This window comes from Saccharopolyspora halophila, from assembly GCF_039531955.1.
In the GTDB taxonomy this organism is placed as follows: Bacteria; Actinomycetota; Actinomycetes; order Mycobacteriales; family Pseudonocardiaceae; genus Saccharopolyspora; species Saccharopolyspora halophila.
In genome coordinates, this window is the sequence record NZ_BAAARA010000024.1 from 1 (window position 1) to 20,451 (window position 20,451).

A 20,451-nucleotide genomic window follows, 5' to 3' on the forward strand; every position below is an offset into this window, starting at 1 on the left:
CCAGCCGCGGATCGACCTCCAGCGACACCCGGCCGTCCACACCACCCGTGCGGTCGTAGACACCCCGGAACACATCCGCCGCATCCCGCACATCCGTCGTGGTGATCGCACGAGCCGCGCCGTCGACGTCCTCGCCCGCCTTGGTGAGTTGTTCGAACTGCTCGTCGTAGTCGGGTTCCCGTGCCAGTGCGTTGGCGAAGATCGTCGGATTGGAGGTCGCCCCGACCAGGGAGTACTCGTCGATCAGTTCCTGGAACTTGCCCGCGGCGATGCGGCCGCGGCTCAGGTCGTCCAGCCAGATCGACACCCCGGCCTCGCTCAGGGCCTCGAGGTTCGGATTGCCCACCGTTGTCCTCCGTTGCCCGTCTCGACTTCCAGCGTGCCCAGCGGTTACGCCGCGAACCTCAGCACGGCGCCGATGCCTCCGGTCAGCTCCACCGCTTCCGGATCGGCGATGATCACCTCGCCATCGGTGGCGGCCAGCGTGCGGAGCACCGCGGCGCTGGCGGGCACCCGACCCAGCGTTTCGCTGCCCATGTCGGTGAGATCCTGCTCGACATCGGCGAGTTCGGTCGTTCCCGGTCCGATGTAGAGCTCACCCGCGCGTTCGTCGGTGGTCCACAGCAGCGTGCGGACCTGGCCGCGGCGCAGCAGGGCCACGGTGTCCGGCCAGCCTTCGACGGCGCGCTCAGCACGACCGCGTTCCCGCTCGAACTCGTCCACCACGTCGGCGACGTGCGCATTGTGGACCGTCGAAGCGATCTCCTGGCGCAGCTCCTCGTCCGGGACACCGCGCACTCCGGTGTCGCTTTCCACCACGACGTCGCGCACCTCGTTGCCGAGCCGGTCGCGGACCAGCCCGCGCTGCTGCACGTCACCGGCCAGCACGATCACGCGGGCCTCCATCTTGCGCGCCCACTCGGTGATCTCGTCGGCCATCAGCTCGGCGTTGCGCCGCCACTGCTCCTCCACCGCGAGGTGGAGCCGCTGGTGATTCTCCGGATCACCCGAGTGCGCCTTGTGCACCGGATGGTCAGCACCGCTGAGCTCCCGGCGTTCGATGTCGGCAGACCCGCGCACCAGCAGCAGTTCGGCACTGACCCGATCGACGTCGGCGAGCAGGAACGGCACCGGGGTCATGCGCCTGCGCAGGTAGGGCAGCAGGTGCGGCGCGGCGCCGAAGCAGGCCTGGTCCTCGGCGGGCAGGTTGCTGGGCGGCTCGGGCAGTTCTTCGGAGAGCACGACTTCACCGCCGGTGCCGACGATCACCTGCCCGCGCGGGCCGTTCTGCGCGCGATGCCGGCGAACCTGCTCGCCGATCGCTTCCAGCGTCGCCTCGTCGGCGCCCTGGCCTTGCAGCCGCTCGCGCAGATCGCGCCACCGCAGCTCGATGGCCTTCGACGCGTCCTCCACATCAGCCGAGGTATCCACGTAGACCGTCGTGAACGGCCCGGCGTGGTCGTAGACGTGTTGCAGCTGTCCCATCTGCACCGCCGAATCACCTCCGCGAGATCGGTGACGGCATCAGGAGCACCACCCGTGAGTGTCCCCGATCCGCGTGCCGTTCAAACTCGAAACGCGACCGAGATCAGCAGCGGCCGACCGCGGCGTAGGCGTTGGCTCGCGCCACCTCGTCCTCGGTGGGCGCGCGTTCCGGCCGCCAGGACGCCGTGGGCACCAGGCCGGGCTCGACGAGCTCGTAGCCGTGCAGGAGCTCGGCGATCTCCTCCGGACCGCGCCAGCGCACCGGAGTCGGCGTCTGCGCCATGACCTCCTCGGCCGCGGCCACCTGTTCCGAACTCGCCGCCAGCTGGGAGATGTGCGTGACCGCGAGGTGGCTGCCCGGTGCGCAAGCCCGCCGGTAGGCGGCGGTGAGCGCGGTGGCCTCCTGCTGGTCCGGCACGAAGGGCAGGATCGCGACCGCGAGCACACCCACCGGCCGGTGGAAGTCCAGCCGCGCGACGCCCGGGGCGTTGAGCACCTCATCGGGACGGCGGATGTCGGCCTGGTCGATCGAAACCAGCTCGTCGCCCTCCAGCAGCGCTTGCGCGTGCGCGACCGCCACGGGCTCGTGGTCGACGTAGGCGATGCGGGCCCGCGGATCCTGCTGATGGGCGATCTCGTGCACGTTGCCGACCGTCGGGATCCCGGACCCGAGGTCCAGGAACTGACCGACGCCCTGCTCGAGCAGGTACGCCACGGCCCGCCGCAGGAAGGCTCGGTTGGCGACCGCGTAATCCCGGGCGTAGGGCATGGCCGACAACCCGGCTTCGGCGGCCTCCCGGTCGACGGCGAAGTTGGCCGAACCACCGAGGTAGTAGTCGTACATCCGGGCGGAATTCGGGCGTCGCACATCGACTCCGCCCGGTGGAACGCCCCAGCCGTCCGACGACCTGTCCCCGCTTCCGGTCACCCGGTCAGCATAACCCCGCCACGGAGCGCGTCCCGGGTGCCGACCCCGGAACACACGTCGCCGATCGGGGCCGAACCCGCGGGCGCGAGATCAGCCCGCGACTCGCCGCACGGAGTGCACGTCGCCCATGTACTTGACCTCTTCGACCGTGACGTCCTGGCCTTCGGTCGGGGCGTGCACCATCTTGCCGTTGCCGATGTAGATGCCGTCGTGGCTGGCAGAGCTGTAGAAGAAGATGATGTCGCCGGGCTTCATGTTCGACTGGCTGACCGACTTGCCCACCGAGACCTGGGAACGGGTGGAACCGGGCAGCGAAACCCCGGCCTGCTGGTAGGCCCACTGCACCAGGCCGGAGCAGTCGAACTGGTTGGGTCCCTTGGCCCCGTACACGTAGGGCGAGCCCTGCTTGCTCAACGCGGCGTTGACGGCCTTGATCGCGGTGCCGGAACCCGCGAGCTGTCCGACGGCACTGCTGACACCGGAGAGCACGTCCTTGTCGTCCTCGCTGAGGTTGCTGTACTGCTCCTTGACCTCCGCGATCTGATCGTCCATCTGCTCCTTGCGGCTGGCGATGTCGCCCTCGAGCTTGGCGGCGTCCTGCTCGGCCTTGGCGGCCTTGGCCTCGGCCTCGCGGGCTTGGCGTTGGGCTTGCTCGGCGCGCTTGGTCGCCGCCGCCATCGCCTGCACCGCCTCGTTGTTGTGCTCCGACATCAGGTCCAGCGTCGCGGCGCGGTCCAGGAACTGCTTGGGACGTTCGCTACCGATCAGCGCCGAGAGCGTGTTCATCCGGGAGCCCTTGTAGGAGGCCTTGCTCAGCTCGTCGACCTTGCCGCGCAGCCGCTCCTCCTGCGCGTGCGCCTCGGCGGCCACCTTGTCGGCCTGCGCCGCGGACTCGGTGAACCGCTGGAGCGCTTGCTCCTTGGCGTTGTGGTCGTCCTGGGCCTTCTTGTAGTCCTCGGTGAGCACCTCGGCCTGCTTGGACAGCTCGCGCAGCTTCTGCAGGGCCTGCGAGGCGTTGGCCGGCTGCTCGGGCTGTGCCACTGCGGGCACGCCGCTGATGAACACGGTGGACAGAGCGGTCGCGGCCACTAACGCGGTGCGCTTGGCGGTGCGGTTGGTGTTCAGCGACATCGGGCGCTCCCTAACGGATCGGTCACCGGCGGATCTCCGGCAGATCGATCCGCGAGACTAGACGTCGGCTGGCCCGGATGGACGACCCCCTGGCAATCCGCTGGCCGCTCACCACGCCCCTGCGCAGCGATTTCCACCGATCTTCGAACTGAGAGCGCGCACGCGGCAAGCACCTGAAGAATGGTGACCCTTGCCACTGCCGATAATTGTTAACGCGCGAGGAGGAAAAATCGATACCCAGTGTTCAGGATATTTCGGCCATCCCGCAGCTGAGAATACCGCCCATTTGAACAACCGGGACAGCCGGGGCATATCGGACCACATCGAGCAGCCGAAACCCGCCGCCCTCGGGCGAAACCGCGTTCCAGGACAGCGCACCGGTGACTCGTCTATCGCGACCGCACGGCTGGCCGACGCTTCTCGAACCGCTCACCGGAGTGGACTCACACCTCGGCCGATTCCCGCACCGCGGTGGCGAGGTTGGCGATGCCCTGTTCGATCTCGGGCACCTCGATCCTGCTGAACGAGAGGCGCAGATGCTCGGTGTCGGCCTTCTCCGCGTAGAAGCCCGCTCCCGGCACGAAAGCGACGTCGTGCTCGGCGGCCCGGCTCGCCAGGGCCGTGGTGTCGATACCCGGCAGGTGCAGCCAGGTGAAGAAACCACCGGTCGGCGACGTCCAAGTTCCCAGTTCGGCGAAGTGCTCCGCGAGCGCGGCGTCGACGGCCGCCGCGCGGTCCCGGTAGAGCGCGCGGGCCTTCGGGAGATGTCCGTCGAGCAACCCGCCGCGCAGATATTCCTCCAGCATGCGCTGCCCCAGCGCACCCGCGCACTGGTCGGAGTTCTGCTTGGCCACGGCCAGCTTGTCCACGACCTCGGCGGGCCCGACCGCCCATCCCAGGCGCACGCCCGGGAAGAAGATCTTCGAGAACGTGCCGATCTGGATCACCACGTCCGGCCCGAGCGACCACAGACTCGGTGCCGCGGTTCCGTCGAAGGCCAGCTGCCGGTACGCCACGTCCTCGACGACGAGCACGTCCCACCGCCTGCACAGCTCCACGAGTTCGCGCCGCCGAGACTCGGAAAGCGAACGGCCGCTGGGATTCTGGTGATCCGGGATGGTGTAGAGCAGCTTCGGAGCCGCCGGCGCCGCGGCGAGCAGCTCCGCCAGCGCGCCGACGTCCAATCCGTCCTCGTCGAGCGCTGCGCCGCGCAGCACCGGGTCGAATGTGGCGAAACCGGAGACCGCCCCGAGATAGGTCGGCTCCTCCACCAGCACCACGTCGCCGGGGTCGAGCATCGTCTTGGCGATGAGGGTGACCGCGTCGATTCCACCGCTGGTGAGCATGAGTTCACCGTCGGCGGGTCTGCGACCTTGCTCCCGCACCGCCCAGTCCGCCACCGCGTGCCGCGCGGATTCGATGCCGTTGCTGGGGGTGTACTGGAGAGCCACGCCCGGATCCTCGTCGAGCAGGCGCCGTGTGATCTCGGCCAGCTCGCCGGTCGGGAACAGCGACGGGTCGGGGAATCCGCCGGAGAAGTTCAGCACGCCGCGCGCGTTCGCCAGCGCCAGGATGCCGCCCAGCGGATCTCCGGCCTCGCGCGCCCGCCGTGCCATCCGCCGCGTCCAGTCGACTGCCACCGCAGAGACCTCCCCTTAGGAGAATTTCAGTTCGGGGCTTGCGTGGCGGTGCGGGTGGCGGAACCTGGCGCCCCGCGTGGCTGCGGGATCCGCTCTTCGAGCAGCAAACTCGCGACCGGGAGGTCGGTGAAGTCAGTGCTCGCCGTCACCGTCGATGCGCTTGGTGGTGCCGTTGCTGGAGTGCGCCGCCTTCCGCGCCTCGCGCCGCAGCTGCAGGATCCGCGCCGTACCCGCCAGCGCGACCAGCAGCGCACCGCCGATCACCGAGAACAGCATGGCCACGCCCAGCGGGAGGGTTCCGGCCAGGCCGAGGAACCGCACGGTGACGCTCTGGACGTTCTGCAGGATGAAGATCAGCAGGAAGACCAGCACGATGAACGCGATGATCACGCTGGACCAGATCCAAGCCGTGCGGGACCGCTTGCTCCCGCCCTGGTCCACTCCGGGCGTGGCCTGATCACTCGTACCGTTGCGCGCCATGCGGATCATCATCGGGCGATCACTCGGAGTACGCAATAGCGACGCGCTGCGGCCGGGCCACGCGACCTCCGCGGATCGCGCGACCGAGCCGGACGACCTCCGCCCGCACCTCGGCCCCATCCGGCGGTTGCGATTCGACTGACTTGTCAGTCAGCTCCGCGAGCGGAGGAATAGCACCAGTTCAGAACGGTTTATGCACCGACATTTCTGTCCCATTATTGCGACGATCGCAATGCGCTGATAGCGTGTGGCACGTGACGGACACCGATGACGGGCTGCGGGAACGGGCACGCGGAGTGGTCCGCGCACACCCGGACTCCCAGCGCACCTTCGCCGAGCGCATCGGCCTCGACGCCACCAAGCTGTCGAAGTCGCTGACCGGCACCCGGCGCTTCACCCCCGCAGAGCTCACCCGCATCGCCGAGATCTGCCACGTCACGGTCAACTGGCTGATCAACGGTGGCGATGACGTCGAGACCGTCGCCGCTGCCCCGCAGCGCAGCGCCCGCGCCGACGCCACCAAGCCCGAGCGCTACCAGCAGATCCTCGACGCCGCCTGGGAACTGATCGCCGAGCGCGGTTACCACGCGGTGCGCGTGGCCGACGTCGCCCAGGCGGCCGGGACGAGCGCGGCGACGATCCACTACTACTTCCCCGGCCGCGACGACCTGCTGACCGAGACCCTGCGGTATTCGGTCAAGCAGGCCTTCGATCGCCAGGTCGCCGAGCTGCACAGCATCGACGACGCCCACGCGCGCTTGCTGCGGCTCGTGGAGCTGCAGCTTCCCTCCCCCGGGCTGCTGCGGCGCGAGTGGTCGATCTGGCTGCAGGTGTGGAACGAGAGCGCACTGCGCCCCGAACTCCGGGTTCTGCACAGCGATTCCTACACCCGATGGCACGACACCATCGCCCGCACCATCCGCCAGGGCCAGCAGCAGGGCGTGTTCACCGACACCGACGCCGAGGACCTGACCATGAGCCTCACCGCGCTCATCGACGGCCTCGGCATCCAGGTGCTCACCGACCGCCGGGGACGCTCGGTGCAGCGCATGCGAAAGGCGCTGCACGACTACATCGATCGCGAAATCGTCAGGCACTGAACCGAATCTCGGAATGCGCCCGGTCTGCCGGGCGCTGCTTCAGCATGCCGTTTTACGGAAGGGAATCACGTTGAACAACGAGGTCATCATCACCGCCGCGCTCACCGGCGCGGGCGACACCGTGGGCAAGAACGAGTTCGTCCCGGTCAGCCCGGAGCAGATCGCCAAGGACGCCGTGGCGGCGGCCAACGCGGGCGCCGCGGTCGTGCACATCCACGTGCGCAACGTCGAGACGGGGCAGGGTTCGCGCGAGGTCCGGCTCTACGAGGAGGTCGTGCGCCGGGTCCGCGAGTCCGGTGTGGACGTCGTCATCAACCTGACCGCCGGGATGGGCGGCGACCTGTTCATCGACCAGGACGACCCGCTCAAGCCGGTCGACGGCACCGACCTGGTCAACGGCTTGGAGCGGCTTCCGCACGTCGAGGAGCTGCTGCCGGACATCTGCACGATGGACATGGGGTCGCTGAACTTCGGCGAGGGCAGCCAGCTCTACATCTCCACCCCGGACATGATGCGCGCGGGCGCCAAGCGCATCCAGGAGCTCGGGGTCAAGCCGGAGATGGAGGTCTTCGACACCGGGCAGCTGTGGTTCGCCACCAAGCTCATCGAGGAGGGGCTCATCGACGCCCCGGCGCTGTTCCAGCTGTGCATGGGCATCCCCTACGGTGCTCCGGCCGACCCGGGCGTGCTGCAGTCGATGGTGAACATGCTGCCGGAAGGCTCGAACTGGGCCAGCTTCTCGATCGGCCGCAACCAGATGCCCTGGGTCGCGCAGTCGGCCATCCTCGGCGGCCAGGTGCGCGTCGGTCTCGAGGACAACCTCTACCTGAGCAAGGGCGTCAAGGCCACCAACGCCAAGCTCGTCGAGCGCGCCGTGACGATCGTCGAGTCGCTCGGCGCCAAGGTCGCAAGCCCGGACCAGGCGCGCGCCAAGCTCGGGCTCAAGCCCCGCTCCTGACCTCTCCCCCGGACCTCCGCCACCTCACCGCGGGCGCGCAGCAGGTCCGATCACCTCCGCGCGGGCGGGCGAACCACCCGCGCCCCAACCTCTTCGAAGGGAATGCACAGTGGACGCACGCATCGCACCGGGATCGGTGCGCAAGGTCGCCTGCGTGGGCGCCGGTGTCATCGGCGGCGGCTGGGTCGCGCACTTCCTCGCCCGGGGCTACCAGGTCACCGCCTGGGACCCGGCTCCGGACGCGAAGGACAAGCTGCAGCGCCTGGTCGAGGCCGCTTGGCCCGCGCTCACCGAGCTGGGGCTGGCCGAGGGCGCCTCGCGCGAGAACCTGACCGTGGCGGCGACTCTGGAGGACGCGGTCGGCGAGGCCGAGTTCGTGCAGGAGAGCGCCCCGGAGGACCTCGAGCTCAAGCTCGACCTGCTCTCCCGCATCGACGCCGCCGCCCCGGACGGCGTGGTGGTCTCCTCGTCGACCTCGGGCTTCCCGATGACCGACATGCAGCAGCGCTGCGCCACCCCGGAGCGCCTGGTCGTCGGCCACCCCTTCAACCCGCCCTACCTCATCCCGCTGGTCGAGGTCGTCGGCGGTGAGAAGTCCGAGCAGTGGGCGGTGGACTGGGCCGCCGAGTTCTTCGACATCGCGGGCAAGCACGTGATCAAGATGGAGCACGAGGTGCCCGGCTTCATCGCCAACCGGCTCCAGGAGGCGATCTGGCGCGAGGCGCTGCACATGGTCGCCAACGGGGAAGCCACCGTGGAGCAGATCGACTCCTCGATCACCGCGGGCCCGGGGCTGCGCTGGCCGCTGCTCGGACCGTGCCTGACCTTCCACCTCGCGGGCGGCGAAGGCGGCATGTCGCACATGCTCGACCACTTTGGTCCTTCGCTGAAGGCCCCGTGGACCCGCCTGGAAGCCCCCGAGCTCACCGATGACCTGCGCGATCGCATGGTCCAGGGTTGCGAGGAGGCCTCCGGGGGCACCCCGGTGGCCGAGCTGGTCGCCGACCGCGATCGCGCGGTCATCGAGGTCATGCGCGCCGTCGACAAGATCAAGGAGTCCCGTTGAGCCGCGAACCCGACCTGCGCACGCAGGTGCGCCCGGAGTGGATCGACTACAACGGGCACCTCAGCGAGGCCTACTACGTGCTGGTGTTCGGTTTCGCCACCGACGCCCTGATGGGACGCATCGGCATGGACGCGGCCTACCTGGAGAACACCGGCTGCTCCCTCTACATCGTCGAGGCGCACGTGCGGTACCTGCGCGAGGTGCCCGCGGACTCGGAGCTGCTGATCACCACGCGCGTCATCGACACCGGGGCGAAGAAGCTCCGGATGTGCCACGAGATGGTGGTGGGCGAGACCCTGGTCGCCACCACGGAGCTGATGGCGCTGCACGTCGACGGCGAGCAGGGACGTGCCACCCCGTTCCCGCAGGAGATCGCCGACGAGCTCGCGAGCCGGGTCGAACCGGCTCCGGAGTACGCGGGCCGGTCGATCGGCTGACCCGCTCTCCCCGGTGGGCGCCGGCGCACGGGTACCCTGATCTAGACAGCACGCTGACTATCAGTCGGCTGCCGTTTTTGGGGGAATCGATGGATTCGACCGATCCGAACCAGTCCGCCGGGTTGGGCAACCTGGGGTATCGGCTCAACCTGGCCGCGCGCCGGGCCCGGGAGAACTTCGAGCGGCGCCTGCACGAGGCCGGCGCCAGCTTCGCGGCGTGGACCGTGCTGGAAACCCTGCAGAGCCTGGGCCCGCTGATCCAGCGCGATCTCGCGGCCAAGCTGCGCGTCAGCGGGCAGACGGTGGCGCGGCAGGTCGACCGGCTCGTGGCCGACGGCCTGCTGCGCCGCGACCAGACCGCCGACGACCGGCGCGCGCAGCTGATCACGCTCACCGATGAGGGACGCGAGGTGCACCAGCGGCTGGTGCACGCCGCCAGGCAGGCCAACGCGGAGCTGATGCGCGGCATGGACAGCAGCGAAGTGGAGACGCTCGAGTCGCTGCTGGATCGGATGAACGCCAACCTCCCCGGCGTAGCCGACGATTCGGACAGCACCGACTGATTCGCCAACTAGGAGAAACGTTGCGCATCGTCCTCACCGCTCAACCCGCGTACTCGCATCTCGTGCCGCTGGTGCTGCCAGTGGCGCGGATGCTGCACGATGCGGGGCACGAAGTCGCGGTGGCCACAGGTGATCAAGCCGCCGCGCACGTCGAGGACGCGGGGCTGCGGGCGATCCGGCTGCCCAACGCGCTGACCATGGGGCAATTGGCGATGGACCCGGCCTACGCGGGCCTGGCCGAGATTCCCGAGCTGATGGCCCACGACCGCGGCCGCAGGACCATCGACCTGCGGCCGGAGGTCTTCGCGCACAACTTCATCGGCGTGCTCGGCCACCGATCGGCCGCCGACCTGCTGGACGTCCTCGACGGCGCACGCCCGGACTTGATCGTGCGCGAGGTCACCGAGTTCGGCGGCTACATCGCCGCGCGCAAGCTGGGCATCCCGCAGGCCGTGCTCGACATCGGCCCGATGGCCCCGCACGGCTCACCCGAGGTGCTGGCCGAGCTCAACGGCCTCCGCGCGGACTTCGAGCTGCCCGAGATCGACGATCCGTGGGAGGCGATGCGCGAGTTCCGCGCCACGGTGATCCCCGAGGGGTTCTACCCCGAGCAGGCGAGGCTGGAAGCGCGACATCACTACCGCCCGCCGCAGCGGCGAACCGCTCCGCTGGACCCCGCCGTCGCCGCGCTGCCCGACGACAAGCCGCTGGTGCTGGCCAGTCTCGGCTCCAACGCCCCGGCGATGCTGGGCGACCGGCCGCAGCTGCTGGAGACGATCATCGAGGCGCTCGGCGAGATGCCGGTCACCGCGGTGGCCGCCATCGGCGCTGACCGCGAGCCCGCGGACTGGGCCGGGCCGCGACCGGACAACGTGCACCTCACGCCGTTCGTGCAGCAGGGCGCGCTGCTGCCCGCCGTGGACGCGTTCATCACCCACAGCGGGTTCAACAGCACGCTGGAGTCGTTCGACGCGGGCGTGCCGATGGTGTCGATCCCGATGTTCGCCGAGCAGCCCGGCAACGCGGCGCGCATCACCGAGCTCGGCGCCGGCCTGCGGCTCAACGTCGAGGACGTCACGACCGCACGCCTGCGCGACGCGCTGCAGCAGGTCCTGGAGGACCCGGGCTACCGCGCACGCGCGCGAGGCGTGCAGCGGAGGATGCTGGCACTTCCGCCGCTGTCGGCGATCGTGGACGACCTCGTCGCCCACGCGAGCTGAGCCATCGCGGGCGCGCGCCCGGCCGCGTGCCCGCACCGCCGGTTCTGGCCGAGCGGGATCAGCTCAGCGACAGCCGGTTTCGTTCAGGACCGGGTGCCGACGTCGGCCGAGACAACACCCGTCGTGCCGAGGCGACGCGAGGGCCTGCGCGAGCCCCAGGGGCCGCGCAGCGCGATCAGCTCACTCGGAGACGGGCAGATGCGGCCGCCCTCAACCGGGTTGCGGAAAGCAGCATCAGATCCGTTGTTGCGCTTAGACACAGTTCTCACCACGAGTTTTGTTGGAAGTGAGCAAGAAGAACAGCGGCGGGATCTGCGCTGTCACCTCATTATGACAAACCGCCCAATCCCCCGGCCCACCGGGGGGTCGCCCACCCACGAAGATCCACCCGACCTGCACCAACCCCATACCCCAAGATCAACGCCCCGCCGCCTCCGACGACACCCCGGCGGCGAGGCGGGAGCCGACAGTTTTGCCTAAAACTGTCCCGACAAACCGGACATTGATCATGTACATGGAATATCGCCTACAAGAAGCGGGCTCGCGGTACTTGGTGTTCGCTCTTCGATGGTAGATCCTGCCGGTATGTTCGAGCGGATCCGCGTCTACCTGGGTGGATGCCCCGGGCGGCCGTCGGTGGGCGCGCCGTGCGAGCTCCGCGCGGCGCGCCCGCCCGGACCCGGTCAGGTGAGGTACCAGTCGCGTTCCGGGTTCGACACCTGCGGAATGGCGCGCTCGATCCCGGGTTGCGCGGCCCAGTGGACTCCGTTGGTCAGCACTCGCTGGATCTCGGGCTGGTTGTACACCGGGTAGCTCTCATCGCCGGGGCTGAAGTAGAAGATGCGACCCCGTCCCCGGTGGAAGGTGCAGCCGGAGCGGAAGACCTCGCCGCCGGTGAACGAGCTGATGAAGATCAGCTCGTCCGGGACCGGGATGTCGAAGAACTCGCCGTAGGTTTCCTGTTCGGGGATGACCAGGGGGTTCGGCACCCCTTCGGTGATCGGGTGGGTCGGGTCGACCGTCCAGACGACCTCGCGCTCGGCCGCATTGCGCCAGCTCAGCGAACAAGTGGTGCCCAGAAGGCGGGTGAAGATCTTGGAGAAGTGCCCGGAGTGCAGCACCAGCAGACCCATCCCGCCCAGGACGTGCCGCTGGACGCGCGAGACGACCTCGTCCGAGACTTCGCCGTGGGCCAGGTGCGCCCACCACAGCAGCACGTCGGTGTCGGCCAGGACCGATTCCGGAAGCCCGTGCTCGGGATCGCTGAGCATGGCGGTGCGGACCGAGGCGGTGGGGATGTGCGCGCGCAGCGCCTCGGCGATCGCGCCGTGAATCCCGTCCGGGTAGTACTCGTCGATACCGGACGGGTGCTGCCGCGCCTCGTGGACGCCCTCGTTCCAGACGGTGATGCGCAGGCTCATTCGACCGTGATCTCCTTTTTCTCGGTGGCCGACTGGTAACAGGCGTCGATGATCTGGGCGCGGCGCAGGGCGATCGAGCCGTCGTTGCGCGCCCACTCGTCCGGATCGGCCAGGGTCCGGACGAAGTCGGCGACCACGCCCGGATGCGCGAGGCCCGGTTCGGCGCTCGGTCGGTAATCGGCGACCTCGCCGTCGACGTCGCGGTAGATGCGCAGGTCGCCGACCTTGGCCTTGGTGGCTCCCACCGCGGTGAGCTCGGCGCCGCCCTCGGTGCCCATGACGTGGAAGTCGATGAGGTCGTCCGGGTTGCGGAAGGCCGCCCACGAGGTCTCGAGCACCAGGGTGCCGCCGCCCTGCAGGCGCAGGAACGCGGCTGCCATGTCCTCGACCTCGAAGGCCGATCCCTGCCCGGCTGCGGTTTCCCACTGCATGCTGCCGATGTCGCGGGTGCCGAGCTCGTTGTAGGTCGCGGCGCTGACCGAGGTCACGCGGGGTTCGCCGAGCAGGAACAGCGCGTAGTCCAAGACGTGCACACCGATGTCGGCCAGCGGTCCGCCGCCCGCCATGTCGCGGTTGGTGAACCAGCTACCGATCTTCGGGATGCCCCGGCGGCGCATCCACGATGCCTTGGCGTAATAGGGACGACCCAGCTCGCCGCCGTGGATGATCTCGCCGAGCTTCTGGATGTCGCCGCGCAGCCGGTGGTTGAACGCCACGTCCAGGACCCGACCCGCCGAGCGAGCCGCCTCTACCATTTCGCGGCCTTCGACGGCGTTGCGCGCCAGTGGTTTTTCGCTGAGCACGTGCAAGCCGCGCTTGAGGGCGGCGATGGCGACCGGAGCGTGCAGGAAGTTCGGTACGGCGATGCTGATCGCGTCCAGCTCCGGTAGCTCGACCAGGCGCTCCCAGTCGTTGAACAGGTGCTTGGCGCCGTAGCGCGCACCGAGCTCGTGGCGCAGTTCGGTTTCCTGCCCCGCGATCGCGACGATCTCGACGTTGGGCAACGCCGCGTAGGCGGCGAGGTGCTGCTGGCCAGCCCAGCCGACACCGATCACTCCGACCCGGAACGTGGGGTCACTCATGGGACTTGCTCCTTCTCCTTGTCCGCGGACTTGGGCAGTGGGGCGCGCGTGGGATCCGGGGTGGGTGCCGGTGCGCGCGGGCAATTGGGTTAGGGATTCAGCCCTTGATGGCACCGGCGGTCAGACCCGCCACGATGCGCTTCTGAAAGACCAGCACGAGGACCACCAGTGGCAGGGTGACCAGCACCGAGGCCGCGCTGATGGTGCCGATGGGGTTGTCGAACTCGCTGACCCCGGAGAAGTAGGCGATGGCGACCGGTACGGTCCTGGCATCCGGTGTGGAGGTCAGGGTGACCGCCAGCAGGAACTCGTTCCAGACCGAGATGAACACCAGGATCGCGGTGGTGGCGATGCCGGGCACGGCGAGCGGAAGGATCACCTTCCGGAAGGCCGAGAACGGCGTGGCGCCGTCGATGAGCGCGGATTCCTCGAGCTCGAAGGGGATTTCGCGGAAGAACGAGGTGAGCACGAAGATCGCCATCGGCAGCGCGAAGGTGAGCTTCGGGATGATCAGCCCCAGGAGGGTGTCGTAGAGCCCGATGTCGCTCCAGATCTTGAACATCGGGGCCGCGATCGAGATCACCGGAAACGTCGTCACCGAGAGCACCAACCCGAGCAGGAGCCCCTTTCGGGGTAGCTTCAGCCGGGCCAGCGCGTAGGCAGCGAACGAGGCGAAGGTCAGTGCGAGCGTCGTGGTCACCGCGCCGACGATCAGCGAATTGCCCAGTGCGGTCAGGAACTCTCCGTCCTGCAGCACGTCGAGGTAGTTGTTCAGCGACGCGTTGGTGGGGTAGAGGCTGCCGGAGGACAGCTCGGCCCCGGTCTTGAGCGAGGTGTTGATCAGCCAGTAGAACGGCACCAGCGACACCAGCATCGCCAGCACGGCGAGCACCAGGGTGAGCGCGCGCGGTTGCTCGCGCCCGCGGCGCGGGCGATCGCGGCGGGAGGGTGCCGCCTGTGGGCTGGACTTGGCGGGTTCGAGCACGGTCGCCGTCATCGATTCTCCTGAGCGACGTCGCGGATGTTGCCTCCGGCGAAGCGGATGTAGACCAGCGACACCAGCATCACGGTGGCGAAGGTCAGAATGGACAGCGCCGAGCCCTGTCCGATGAGGCGTCCCTCCTGCAACTCCTGGTAGGCGAGCATGGACATGGTTTCGGTGCCGTTGGCGCCCTGGGTCAGCACGTACGGCAGGTCGAAAATGCGCAATGCGTCGAGCATCCGGAAGATCGCGGCCAGCGCGATCGCCGGGCGCAGCAGCGGCAGGGTGACCCGCCAGAACGTCTGCCACCGGCTCGCGCCGTCCAGATCGGCGGCCTCGTAGACGTCGTTCGGGATGACCTGCAGCCCGGCCAGCACCAGCAGTGCCACGAAAGGCGCGGTCTTCCACACGTCGGCGGCGATGATCACCGCCATCGCGTAGCCCGGTTCGGCGAGCCACACGTGCTCACCACCGGGCAGTCCCAGGGCGCGCAGGAGGCCCGTGACCAAGCCGAGGTTGGATTCGAACATGGCCTGCCAGGTGATCGCCGAGACCACCGTCAGCACGGCGTAGGGCACCAGCAGCGCCGAGCGCAGCAACCCGCGGCCGCGGAAACCCATGTTGAGCAGCAGGCCCATGGCCGTGCCGAGCACGACCTCCAGGCCTACCGAGGTGATCGCGAAGAAGAACGTCTGTCCGAAGGCTTGCCACCACTCGTGGGTGGTCAGCGCGTGCCAGTAGTTGGTCAGTCCGACGAACTGGGACAGGCCGTCCTGGCGGACGCTGTAGACGTTGAGCGAGAGCCAGATGGCGTAGCCGATGGGCACCGCGGCAACCAGGAACATGATCAGCAGCGCCGGGCTGACCATCAGCACCGCGGTGCGGCGCTGCTCGTGGTCGACGCCGCGCCGGGGCGGGGTGAGTGCGGTCATTAGAAGGTCTCCTGGGCGGTGCGGATGTCCTTGCTCATTTCCCGCACGCCGGACTCGACGTCGGTCCGCCCGGAGACGACCTCGTAGACGTTGTCGTATATGGCGCGGGAAATCTGGGTGTAGACCGGCGATTTGGGCCGGGAGCGGGCGTTGAACACCGACTGCTTGAGCTCGCGGATGAACGGGATCTTCGCGCGCACCTGCGGGTCGTCGTAGACCGCGGCGAACACCGGTGCCTGGGTGTGCTCGAGGACGAGCTTCTTCTGCATCTCGGCGGTGGTGGCGTAATCGATCACCTCCGCCGCACCCGCGATGTTGTCCGAGGTCGCGGCGATGGCGAGGTTCCACCCGCCCAGTACGGCCGCCGGTTCGCCGTCTTCGTCGAAGGCGGGCAGCGAGGAGACCCCGGTGACCGGCCCGGCATCGGTCTGGCTGATCAGCTCGTGGGCGCTGGGCCATTGCCGCAGATAGCCCGCGACACCGGATTCGTAGGCGCGACGGGCGTTGTCCTCGTTGTAGGTCAGGCTGGCCCGGTCGACCGCGCCGGTGTCCAGCCCGTGGGCCATGAGCCGCAGCACCTCCCGGGTCTGCGGTGAGTCGATGGTGATGTTGCCTTCGGAGTCGAGGACCGATCCGCCCGCTGAGTAGAGCATCTCCAGGAAGTTCACCGTCAGGCCCTCGTACTGCTTGGCCTGCATCTCCACCCGGTTGAGCTCGTTCTGGCCAGCGCGGGCGTAGACCTGCCTCCAGGTGGTGGGCCGCGGGACCCGGTCGTCGCGGTAGAACAGCAGCCCCGCGTTGGTGTAGAACGGCACGGCCCAGTAGCGTTCGTCGTACTCAACTGTGTCCAATGTGGATGGAATCAGGTCCGCGCGGTGCTGTTCCACCAGCGCGCTGTGGTCCAGCAACCAGCCTTGCGCGGCCCACTCGCTGGTCCAGGTCACATCGGTGAGGAAGATGTCGCACTGCCGCGACCCGCCCTGCAGGCGCTGGATCGCCTGCGTGCGGGTTTCATCGGTGTCCTGCCCGATCTCGATGTAGTGGATCTCGAGCCCGGGGTGATCGGCGTTGAAGTCCGCGGTGAAGGTCTCCCACAGGCCGGTGTCGCGGACACCGCAGATGGTCACCTCACCGCGGGCGCCGGTGGTGTCGGTGCGGGCGAGTTCGGCTCGGGGGGCTTGCTCGCCGACCTGGTGCACCACCGGGTAACCGGCGCAGCCGGCCAGTGGCAGGGCCGAGAGGGCGAGCAAGGACGCGAGCCATCGCTGGCCGCGGGTGATGAGCATGATGTCTCCGCTTCGCGGTTCGTCGGCGGTGACGCCGGGACGTACCCGGGCACCGATCGAAACGGGGGCGTGAGACGAGTTAAATGAGTACTGGTTTGAATGCCCCGTGTCAAGACGGGTCGTGCACCAGGTCGCGGATTCCTTCCGGGCGGAGCACGTTTTCGATCCCGGCCACCACCGCGCCGGCCACGCCCGCCGAGCGCCCGAGGGTGCTGTTGGCGAGCGAGAGGTGCCGGGTGGCCAGCGGGAGCGCGCGGCGGTAGACCACGCTGCGAATGCCCGCCAGGACGTCGTCGCCGACGGCGGTGATCAGGCCGCCCAGCACGATCCGCTTCGGGTTGTAGAAGTGCACCAACATCGCTACGACCTCACCGATCGTGGACGCGGCCGAGCGGATGTGCCGGATCGCGGTCGCATCACCGTCGCGCACCAGGCGGGCGAGGTCCTCTATGTCCCGCGGGCCGCCGTCTTCGGTGCGCAGTGCCCGGATCACGGCGTCAGCCGAGGCCACCGCTTCCACGCAGCCAACGTTGCCGCACTGGCAGACCACGTCGTGGGATCCGGGGACCCGGATGTGCCCGATATCGCCGGCGGCGCCGTCCGCCCCCCGGTGCAGCTCGCCCGCGGCCGAGACGATCCCTCCGCCGATGCCGGTGCCGATCTTGAGGAACAGCAGCGGTGACTCCTGTGCCTCGAGCGCGCGGGCCTCGCCGAGCGCCATCAGGTTCACGTCGTTGTCCACCGAAGCGGTGCAGGAGAACCGGTCGGCCATCGCGTCACCGACCGGAAAGCCGTCCCATCCCGGCATGATCGGCGGCCGCACGGGCATGCCCACGTGCGGGTCCACCGGCCCGGGAAGGCCGATGACGAGTGCTTTGACCTCGTCATCGGTCACGCCGGTGGTCGTCAGCAGTTCGCGCAGGTGCTCGGTGAGCAGGTCCAGGGATTTCTCCGGGCCCGTGGCGATGTCCAGCTCGACCTGCTGCTCGGCGAGGACGTTCTGGCCCAGGTCGGCGACGGCGAGTCGGCTGCTGTGCGCGCCGACGTCGGCGGCCAGGACCACGCCGGCCCGGGGTGCGATCGCCAGCCGGTGCGCTGGGCGCCCGCGGCCACCGCCGCCGACAGGTCCGCGTTCGATGACGACCCCGGCGGCGATCAGCGCGTCGAGGTGGCTGTTGACCGTGGACCGGGCCAGACCGGTCGCCTTGACCAGGTCCACCCGGCTTTCGGCGGCACCGGAGGCGATCAGCCGCGCCAAGCTGCTGTGCACCAGGGCGCCGTCGGCGCGACCCGACGTTCGCGGTACGGCCATCCGGACCGGTTCCCACCCCATCTTCGATCCTCCGATCGATTTAGCGTCAATTTATGACCGAGAAGAAAATAAATCATGGATATTGCCGACACAAAATAGGGGGCTTAGCTTTGAGAGCGACCAAAATCGGGCGTGAGACACCCGTTGATGTCGACTGATCCAACGAAGGAGGCTCCGCGTGAGCCCAGGCAAGACCGGGCGCGGTGTCGCGATCCTGGGCGCCGGGATGATCGGCGAGGTGCACCGCCGCGCCGCGATCCTTTCCGGCGCCGAGATCGTCGGCGTACTGGCGTCCTCGGAACCCCGATCTCGTGCGGTCGCCGGGGAGTGGGGAACGGCGGCCTACGCGAACCTCGACGAGGTGCTGGCCGACGATCGCGTCGACGTCGTGCACGTCTGCACGCCCAACGCCACGCACGCGTCGTTCGCAGAAGCGGCCCTGCGGGCCGGCAAGCACGTGATCTGCGAGAAGCCGCTGGGGATTTCGCTGGACCAGGCCGAGCGGATGGCCGCCGCGGCTGCCGAATCCGGTTTGGTGGCCACGGTTCCGTTCGTCTACCGCTACCACCCGGTGGTCCGCGAAATCCGCGATCGTCGCGTGGCGGGGGAATTCGGCGAGTTCAACCTGCTGCACGGCAGCTACCTGCAGGACTGGATGCTGGATCCGGACGCCTCCGGATGGCGTGTCGAGCCCGAACTCGGCGGTGCCTCGCGGGCGTTCGCCGACATCGGGTCGCACTGGTGCGACCTGGTGCAGTGGGTGTCGGGCGAGACCTTCGTCGACGTGCTCGCCGAGCTGTCCATCGCGGTACCCACCCGCCCGGCCGCTGCCGTGCGCTCTTTCGCCGGACCGGCGCAGGGCGATGGCGAGCGGACCGAGGTGCGAACCGAGGACTCCGCCGTGCTGTTGTTGCGCACCGGCGGGGGTGTGCTGGGGTCGGCGACGATTTCGCAGGTCGCGGCTGGGCGCAAGAACCGGCTGTGGTTCGAGCTGGACGGCTCGCGCAACAGCGCGGTGTTCGATCAGGAGAACCCCGAGCACGCCTGGCTCGGCGGAACCGAGGCCAGCCGGACCGTGGTGCGCGACATCGGGTCCGGTTCGCCCGAACAGCGGCGGTTGTCCGTGCTGCCCGCCGGGCACGCGCAGGGATACGCCCAGTGCTTCGAGGCGTTCGTCGCCGATACCTACGCCGCCATCGACGGGAGCGATCCCGTAGGACTTCCCACGTTCGAAGACGGACTGCGCTCGGCCCGCATGGTCGACGCCGTTCTGCGCTCCGCAAGCAACGAATCCTGGACGAAGGTGTGAGAATGCAGCTGGGAATGCTCACCGCATGTCTGCCGCAGTGGACCCTCGAACGAGTGGCTCGCTGGGCCGCCGACGCCGGCTACGAGGCTCTCGAGGTCGCCTGCTGGCCCCGCACCGGCGGCCGCGATTTCGAGGCCGCGCACCTGCCCGTCGCCTCCTTCGGGCAGCGCGAGGCCGACGAAACGCGCGAACTGTTCGCCAAGCACGGCCTCGGGCTCTCCGCACTCGCCTACTACGAGAACAACCTGCACCCGGACCCGGCGCGCCGAGCGGAGATCCGGACCCATCTCAAGCACTCGATCGATGCCGCGCAGCTGCTGGGCGTTTCGTACGTGGGCACCTTCATCGGCCGGGACCCGACCAGGTCGGTCGCCGACAACCTCGCCGAAGGTGAGCGGATCCTGCCGGAGCTGGTCGACTACGCGGGGGAGCGCGGGGTCACGATCATCATCGAGAACTGCGTGATGGAGGGCTGGCACCCCGACGGTTATCCCGGCAACCTCGCCTATTCGCCGGAGCTGTGGGAGTGGATGTTCTCGCTGGGCTTCTACCTCAACTGGGACCCGTCGCACCTGACCTGGATCGGGATCGACCCGATCGAGACCATCGCGCCCCACGTCGATCGGATCGTGCACGCCCAGGCCAAGGACGTCGAGCTCGACCCGCGTGCGCGGAACCGGTACGGGTTCTTCGGCAAGGTCGACAAGAGTGGAAACCCGTGGGACATGGGTTGGTGGCGCTACCGCGTCCCTGGTCGCGGCCAGGTCGACTGGCCCGGGGTCGTCGACCGCCTCTACGAGCACGGTTTCACCGGTACCCTGTCGGTCGAGCACGAGGATCCGATCTGGGGCGGCGACGACGAGCGGATCACTCAGGGCCTGGGCATCGCGCATCGGACGCTGCGTCCGCTGATCGTCGGGTAGCAACCAGCGGACGCGAGACGTCCATGAACGAGGAGGGGTGGCACCCCGGTGAAGTGACAGTTTTGCCTAGCAACCCGGCGGGAACGTTCCAGGTGAGGACAACCCCGCGCCAGGAACGGGAAGACATGCAGCCCCCGATCTCGGGGTCAACAGCGGATCCTCGAGTCCGCTCTGCGACCAGAGATCGCTCGGCATC

General features: G+C 68.8%; 20 protein-coding genes. 8 read left to right on the top strand and 12 right to left on the bottom strand.

Translation table 11 applies throughout. The features are described 5' to 3' along the window. From ABD289_RS23895 to ABD289_RS23920, 6 genes are all read right to left on the bottom strand, one after another. Positions 1 to 346, bottom strand: a 346-nt coding sequence (locus tag ABD289_RS23895; RefSeq protein ID WP_344137396.1) for a transaldolase family protein, incomplete at its 3' end; no start/stop codon positions are given. Positions 347 to 390: 44 nt separating this feature from the next. After that, on the bottom strand, positions 391 to 1,485 hold the full coding sequence (locus ABD289_RS23900; protein WP_344137399.1) for a baeRF2 domain-containing protein: 1,095 nt from the start codon (positions 1,483 to 1,485) through the stop codon (positions 391 to 393). A gap of 103 nt (positions 1,486 to 1,588) precedes the next feature. After that, positions 1,589 to 2,413 carry an SAM-dependent methyltransferase gene (locus ABD289_RS23905; RefSeq protein WP_344137402.1) on the bottom strand — a complete coding sequence of 275 codons (825 nt, stop codon included), beginning with the start codon at positions 2,411 to 2,413 and terminating at the stop codon, positions 1,589 to 1,591. Positions 2,414 to 2,503: 90 nt separating this feature from the next. Next, positions 2,504 to 3,544 carry a C40 family peptidase gene (locus ABD289_RS23910; RefSeq protein WP_344137405.1) on the bottom strand — a complete coding sequence of 347 codons (1,041 nt, stop codon included), beginning with the start codon at positions 3,542 to 3,544 and terminating at the stop codon, positions 2,504 to 2,506. A 443-nt stretch (positions 3,545 to 3,987) separates the two neighbouring features. Next, a complete protein-coding gene (locus ABD289_RS23915; RefSeq protein ID WP_344137408.1) occupies positions 3,988 to 5,184 on the bottom strand; it encodes an aminotransferase-like domain-containing protein in 1,197 nt (398 codons plus the stop codon). 132 nt (positions 5,185 to 5,316) lie between these two features. After that, on the bottom strand, positions 5,317 to 5,664 hold the full coding sequence (locus ABD289_RS23920) for a LapA family protein (protein WP_344137411.1): 348 nt from the start codon (positions 5,662 to 5,664) through the stop codon (positions 5,317 to 5,319). A gap of 254 nt (positions 5,665 to 5,918) precedes the next feature. Between ABD289_RS23920 and ABD289_RS23925 the strand changes: the two genes are divergently transcribed. From ABD289_RS23925 to ABD289_RS23950, 6 genes are all read left to right on the top strand, one after another. Beyond that, positions 5,919 to 6,764 carry a TetR/AcrR family transcriptional regulator gene (locus ABD289_RS23925; RefSeq protein WP_344137414.1) on the top strand — a complete coding sequence of 282 codons (846 nt, stop codon included), beginning with the start codon at positions 5,919 to 5,921 and terminating at the stop codon, positions 6,762 to 6,764. Between the two features lie 70 nt (positions 6,765 to 6,834). Continuing rightward, positions 6,835 to 7,722 (top strand): beta-keto acid cleavage family enzyme, encoded by an 888-nt coding sequence (locus ABD289_RS23930; protein WP_344137417.1) that lies wholly within the window; start codon positions 6,835 to 6,837, stop codon positions 7,720 to 7,722. Positions 7,723 to 7,831: 109 nt separating this feature from the next. Beyond that, complete coding sequence (locus ABD289_RS23935) at positions 7,832 to 8,788, top strand: 3-hydroxyacyl-CoA dehydrogenase NAD-binding domain-containing protein (RefSeq protein WP_344137420.1); 957 nt, start codon at positions 7,832 to 7,834, stop codon at positions 8,786 to 8,788. Beyond that, positions 8,785 to 9,225 carry a thioesterase family protein gene (locus ABD289_RS23940; protein ID WP_344137423.1) on the top strand — a complete coding sequence of 147 codons (441 nt, stop codon included), beginning with the start codon at positions 8,785 to 8,787 and terminating at the stop codon, positions 9,223 to 9,225. Before ABD289_RS23935 ends, ABD289_RS23940 begins: the two co-directional genes overlap by 4 nt. Positions 9,226 to 9,314: 89 nt before the next feature. After that, positions 9,315 to 9,788, top strand: coding sequence for a MarR family winged helix-turn-helix transcriptional regulator (locus ABD289_RS23945; protein WP_344137426.1), 474 nt, complete (start codon positions 9,315 to 9,317; stop codon positions 9,786 to 9,788). Positions 9,789 to 9,808: 20 nt separating this feature from the next. Continuing rightward, the gene (locus ABD289_RS23950; protein WP_344137429.1) at positions 9,809 to 11,008 is read left to right on the top strand and encodes a glycosyltransferase; all 1,200 of its coding nucleotides are present in this window, start codon (positions 9,809 to 9,811) and stop codon (positions 11,006 to 11,008) included. A gap of 683 nt (positions 11,009 to 11,691) precedes the next feature. Here ABD289_RS23950 and ABD289_RS23955 read toward each other — a convergent pair. From ABD289_RS23955 to ABD289_RS23980, 6 genes are all read right to left on the bottom strand, one after another. Then, entirely contained in the window at positions 11,692 to 12,429 is a 738-nt protein-coding gene (locus ABD289_RS23955; protein WP_344137432.1) for a ThuA domain-containing protein, read from the bottom strand. Beyond that, a complete protein-coding gene (locus ABD289_RS23960; RefSeq protein ID WP_344137435.1) occupies positions 12,426 to 13,511 on the bottom strand; it encodes a Gfo/Idh/MocA family protein in 1,086 nt (361 codons plus the stop codon). The genes ABD289_RS23955 and ABD289_RS23960 overlap by 4 nt, the downstream gene beginning before the upstream one ends. A gap of 97 nt (positions 13,512 to 13,608) precedes the next feature. Continuing rightward, positions 13,609 to 14,508 (bottom strand): carbohydrate ABC transporter permease, encoded by a 900-nt coding sequence (locus ABD289_RS23965; RefSeq protein ID WP_344137438.1) that lies wholly within the window; start codon positions 14,506 to 14,508, stop codon positions 13,609 to 13,611. Then, positions 14,505 to 15,425: a carbohydrate ABC transporter permease gene (locus ABD289_RS23970; protein ID WP_344137441.1), complete on the bottom strand. Its 921-nt coding sequence runs from the start codon at positions 15,423 to 15,425 to the stop codon at positions 14,505 to 14,507. Before ABD289_RS23970 ends, ABD289_RS23965 begins: the two co-directional genes overlap by 4 nt. Then, positions 15,425 to 16,711 (bottom strand): ABC transporter substrate-binding protein, encoded by a 1,287-nt coding sequence (locus ABD289_RS23975; protein WP_344137444.1) that lies wholly within the window; start codon positions 16,709 to 16,711, stop codon positions 15,425 to 15,427. The genes ABD289_RS23970 and ABD289_RS23975 overlap by 1 nt, the downstream gene beginning before the upstream one ends. A gap of 109 nt (positions 16,712 to 16,820) precedes the next feature. Next, positions 16,821 to 18,044 carry an ROK family transcriptional regulator gene (locus ABD289_RS23980; RefSeq protein ID WP_344137447.1) on the bottom strand — a complete coding sequence of 408 codons (1,224 nt, stop codon included), beginning with the start codon at positions 18,042 to 18,044 and terminating at the stop codon, positions 16,821 to 16,823. A gap of 157 nt (positions 18,045 to 18,201) precedes the next feature. On the opposite strand from ABD289_RS23980, the gene ABD289_RS23985 reads away from it, so the two are divergent. Next, entirely contained in the window at positions 18,202 to 19,332 is a 1,131-nt protein-coding gene (locus ABD289_RS23985; protein WP_344137450.1) for a Gfo/Idh/MocA family protein, read from the top strand. 2 nt (positions 19,333 to 19,334) lie between these two features. Then, entirely contained in the window at positions 19,335 to 20,255 is a 921-nt protein-coding gene (locus ABD289_RS23990; protein WP_344137453.1) for a sugar phosphate isomerase/epimerase family protein, read from the top strand. Positions 20,256 to 20,451: the final 196 nt, after the last annotated feature.

What these genes read in the sequence shown, in the direction of transcription:
- ABD289_RS23980 (WP_344137447.1), bottom strand. Translation starts at nt 18,044, where the DNA reads ATGGGGTGGGAACCGGTCCGGATGGCCGTACCGCGAACGTCGGGTCGC.
- ABD289_RS23945 (WP_344137426.1), top strand. Translation starts at nt 9,315, where the DNA reads ATGGATTCGACCGATCCGAACCAGTCCGCCGGGTTGGGCAACCTGGGG.
- ABD289_RS23965 (WP_344137438.1), bottom strand. Translation starts at nt 14,508, where the DNA reads ATGACGGCGACCGTGCTCGAACCCGCCAAGTCCAGCCCACAGGCGGCA.
- ABD289_RS23990 (WP_344137453.1), top strand. Translation starts at nt 19,335, where the DNA reads ATGCAGCTGGGAATGCTCACCGCATGTCTGCCGCAGTGGACCCTCGAA.
- ABD289_RS23970 (WP_344137441.1), bottom strand. Translation starts at nt 15,425, where the DNA reads ATGACCGCACTCACCCCGCCCCGGCGCGGCGTCGACCACGAGCAGCGC.
- ABD289_RS23910 (WP_344137405.1), bottom strand. Translation starts at nt 3,544, where the DNA reads ATGTCGCTGAACACCAACCGCACCGCCAAGCGCACCGCGTTAGTGGCC.
- ABD289_RS23955 (WP_344137432.1), bottom strand. Translation starts at nt 12,429, where the DNA reads ATGAGCCTGCGCATCACCGTCTGGAACGAGGGCGTCCACGAGGCGCGG.
- ABD289_RS23960 (WP_344137435.1), bottom strand. Translation starts at nt 13,511, where the DNA reads ATGAGTGACCCCACGTTCCGGGTCGGAGTGATCGGTGTCGGCTGGGCT.
- ABD289_RS23900 (WP_344137399.1), bottom strand. Translation starts at nt 1,485, where the DNA reads ATGGGACAGCTGCAACACGTCTACGACCACGCCGGGCCGTTCACGACG.
- ABD289_RS23975 (WP_344137444.1), bottom strand. Translation starts at nt 16,711, where the DNA reads ATGCTCATCACCCGCGGCCAGCGATGGCTCGCGTCCTTGCTCGCCCTC.
- ABD289_RS23920 (WP_344137411.1), bottom strand. Translation starts at nt 5,664, where the DNA reads ATGGCGCGCAACGGTACGAGTGATCAGGCCACGCCCGGAGTGGACCAG.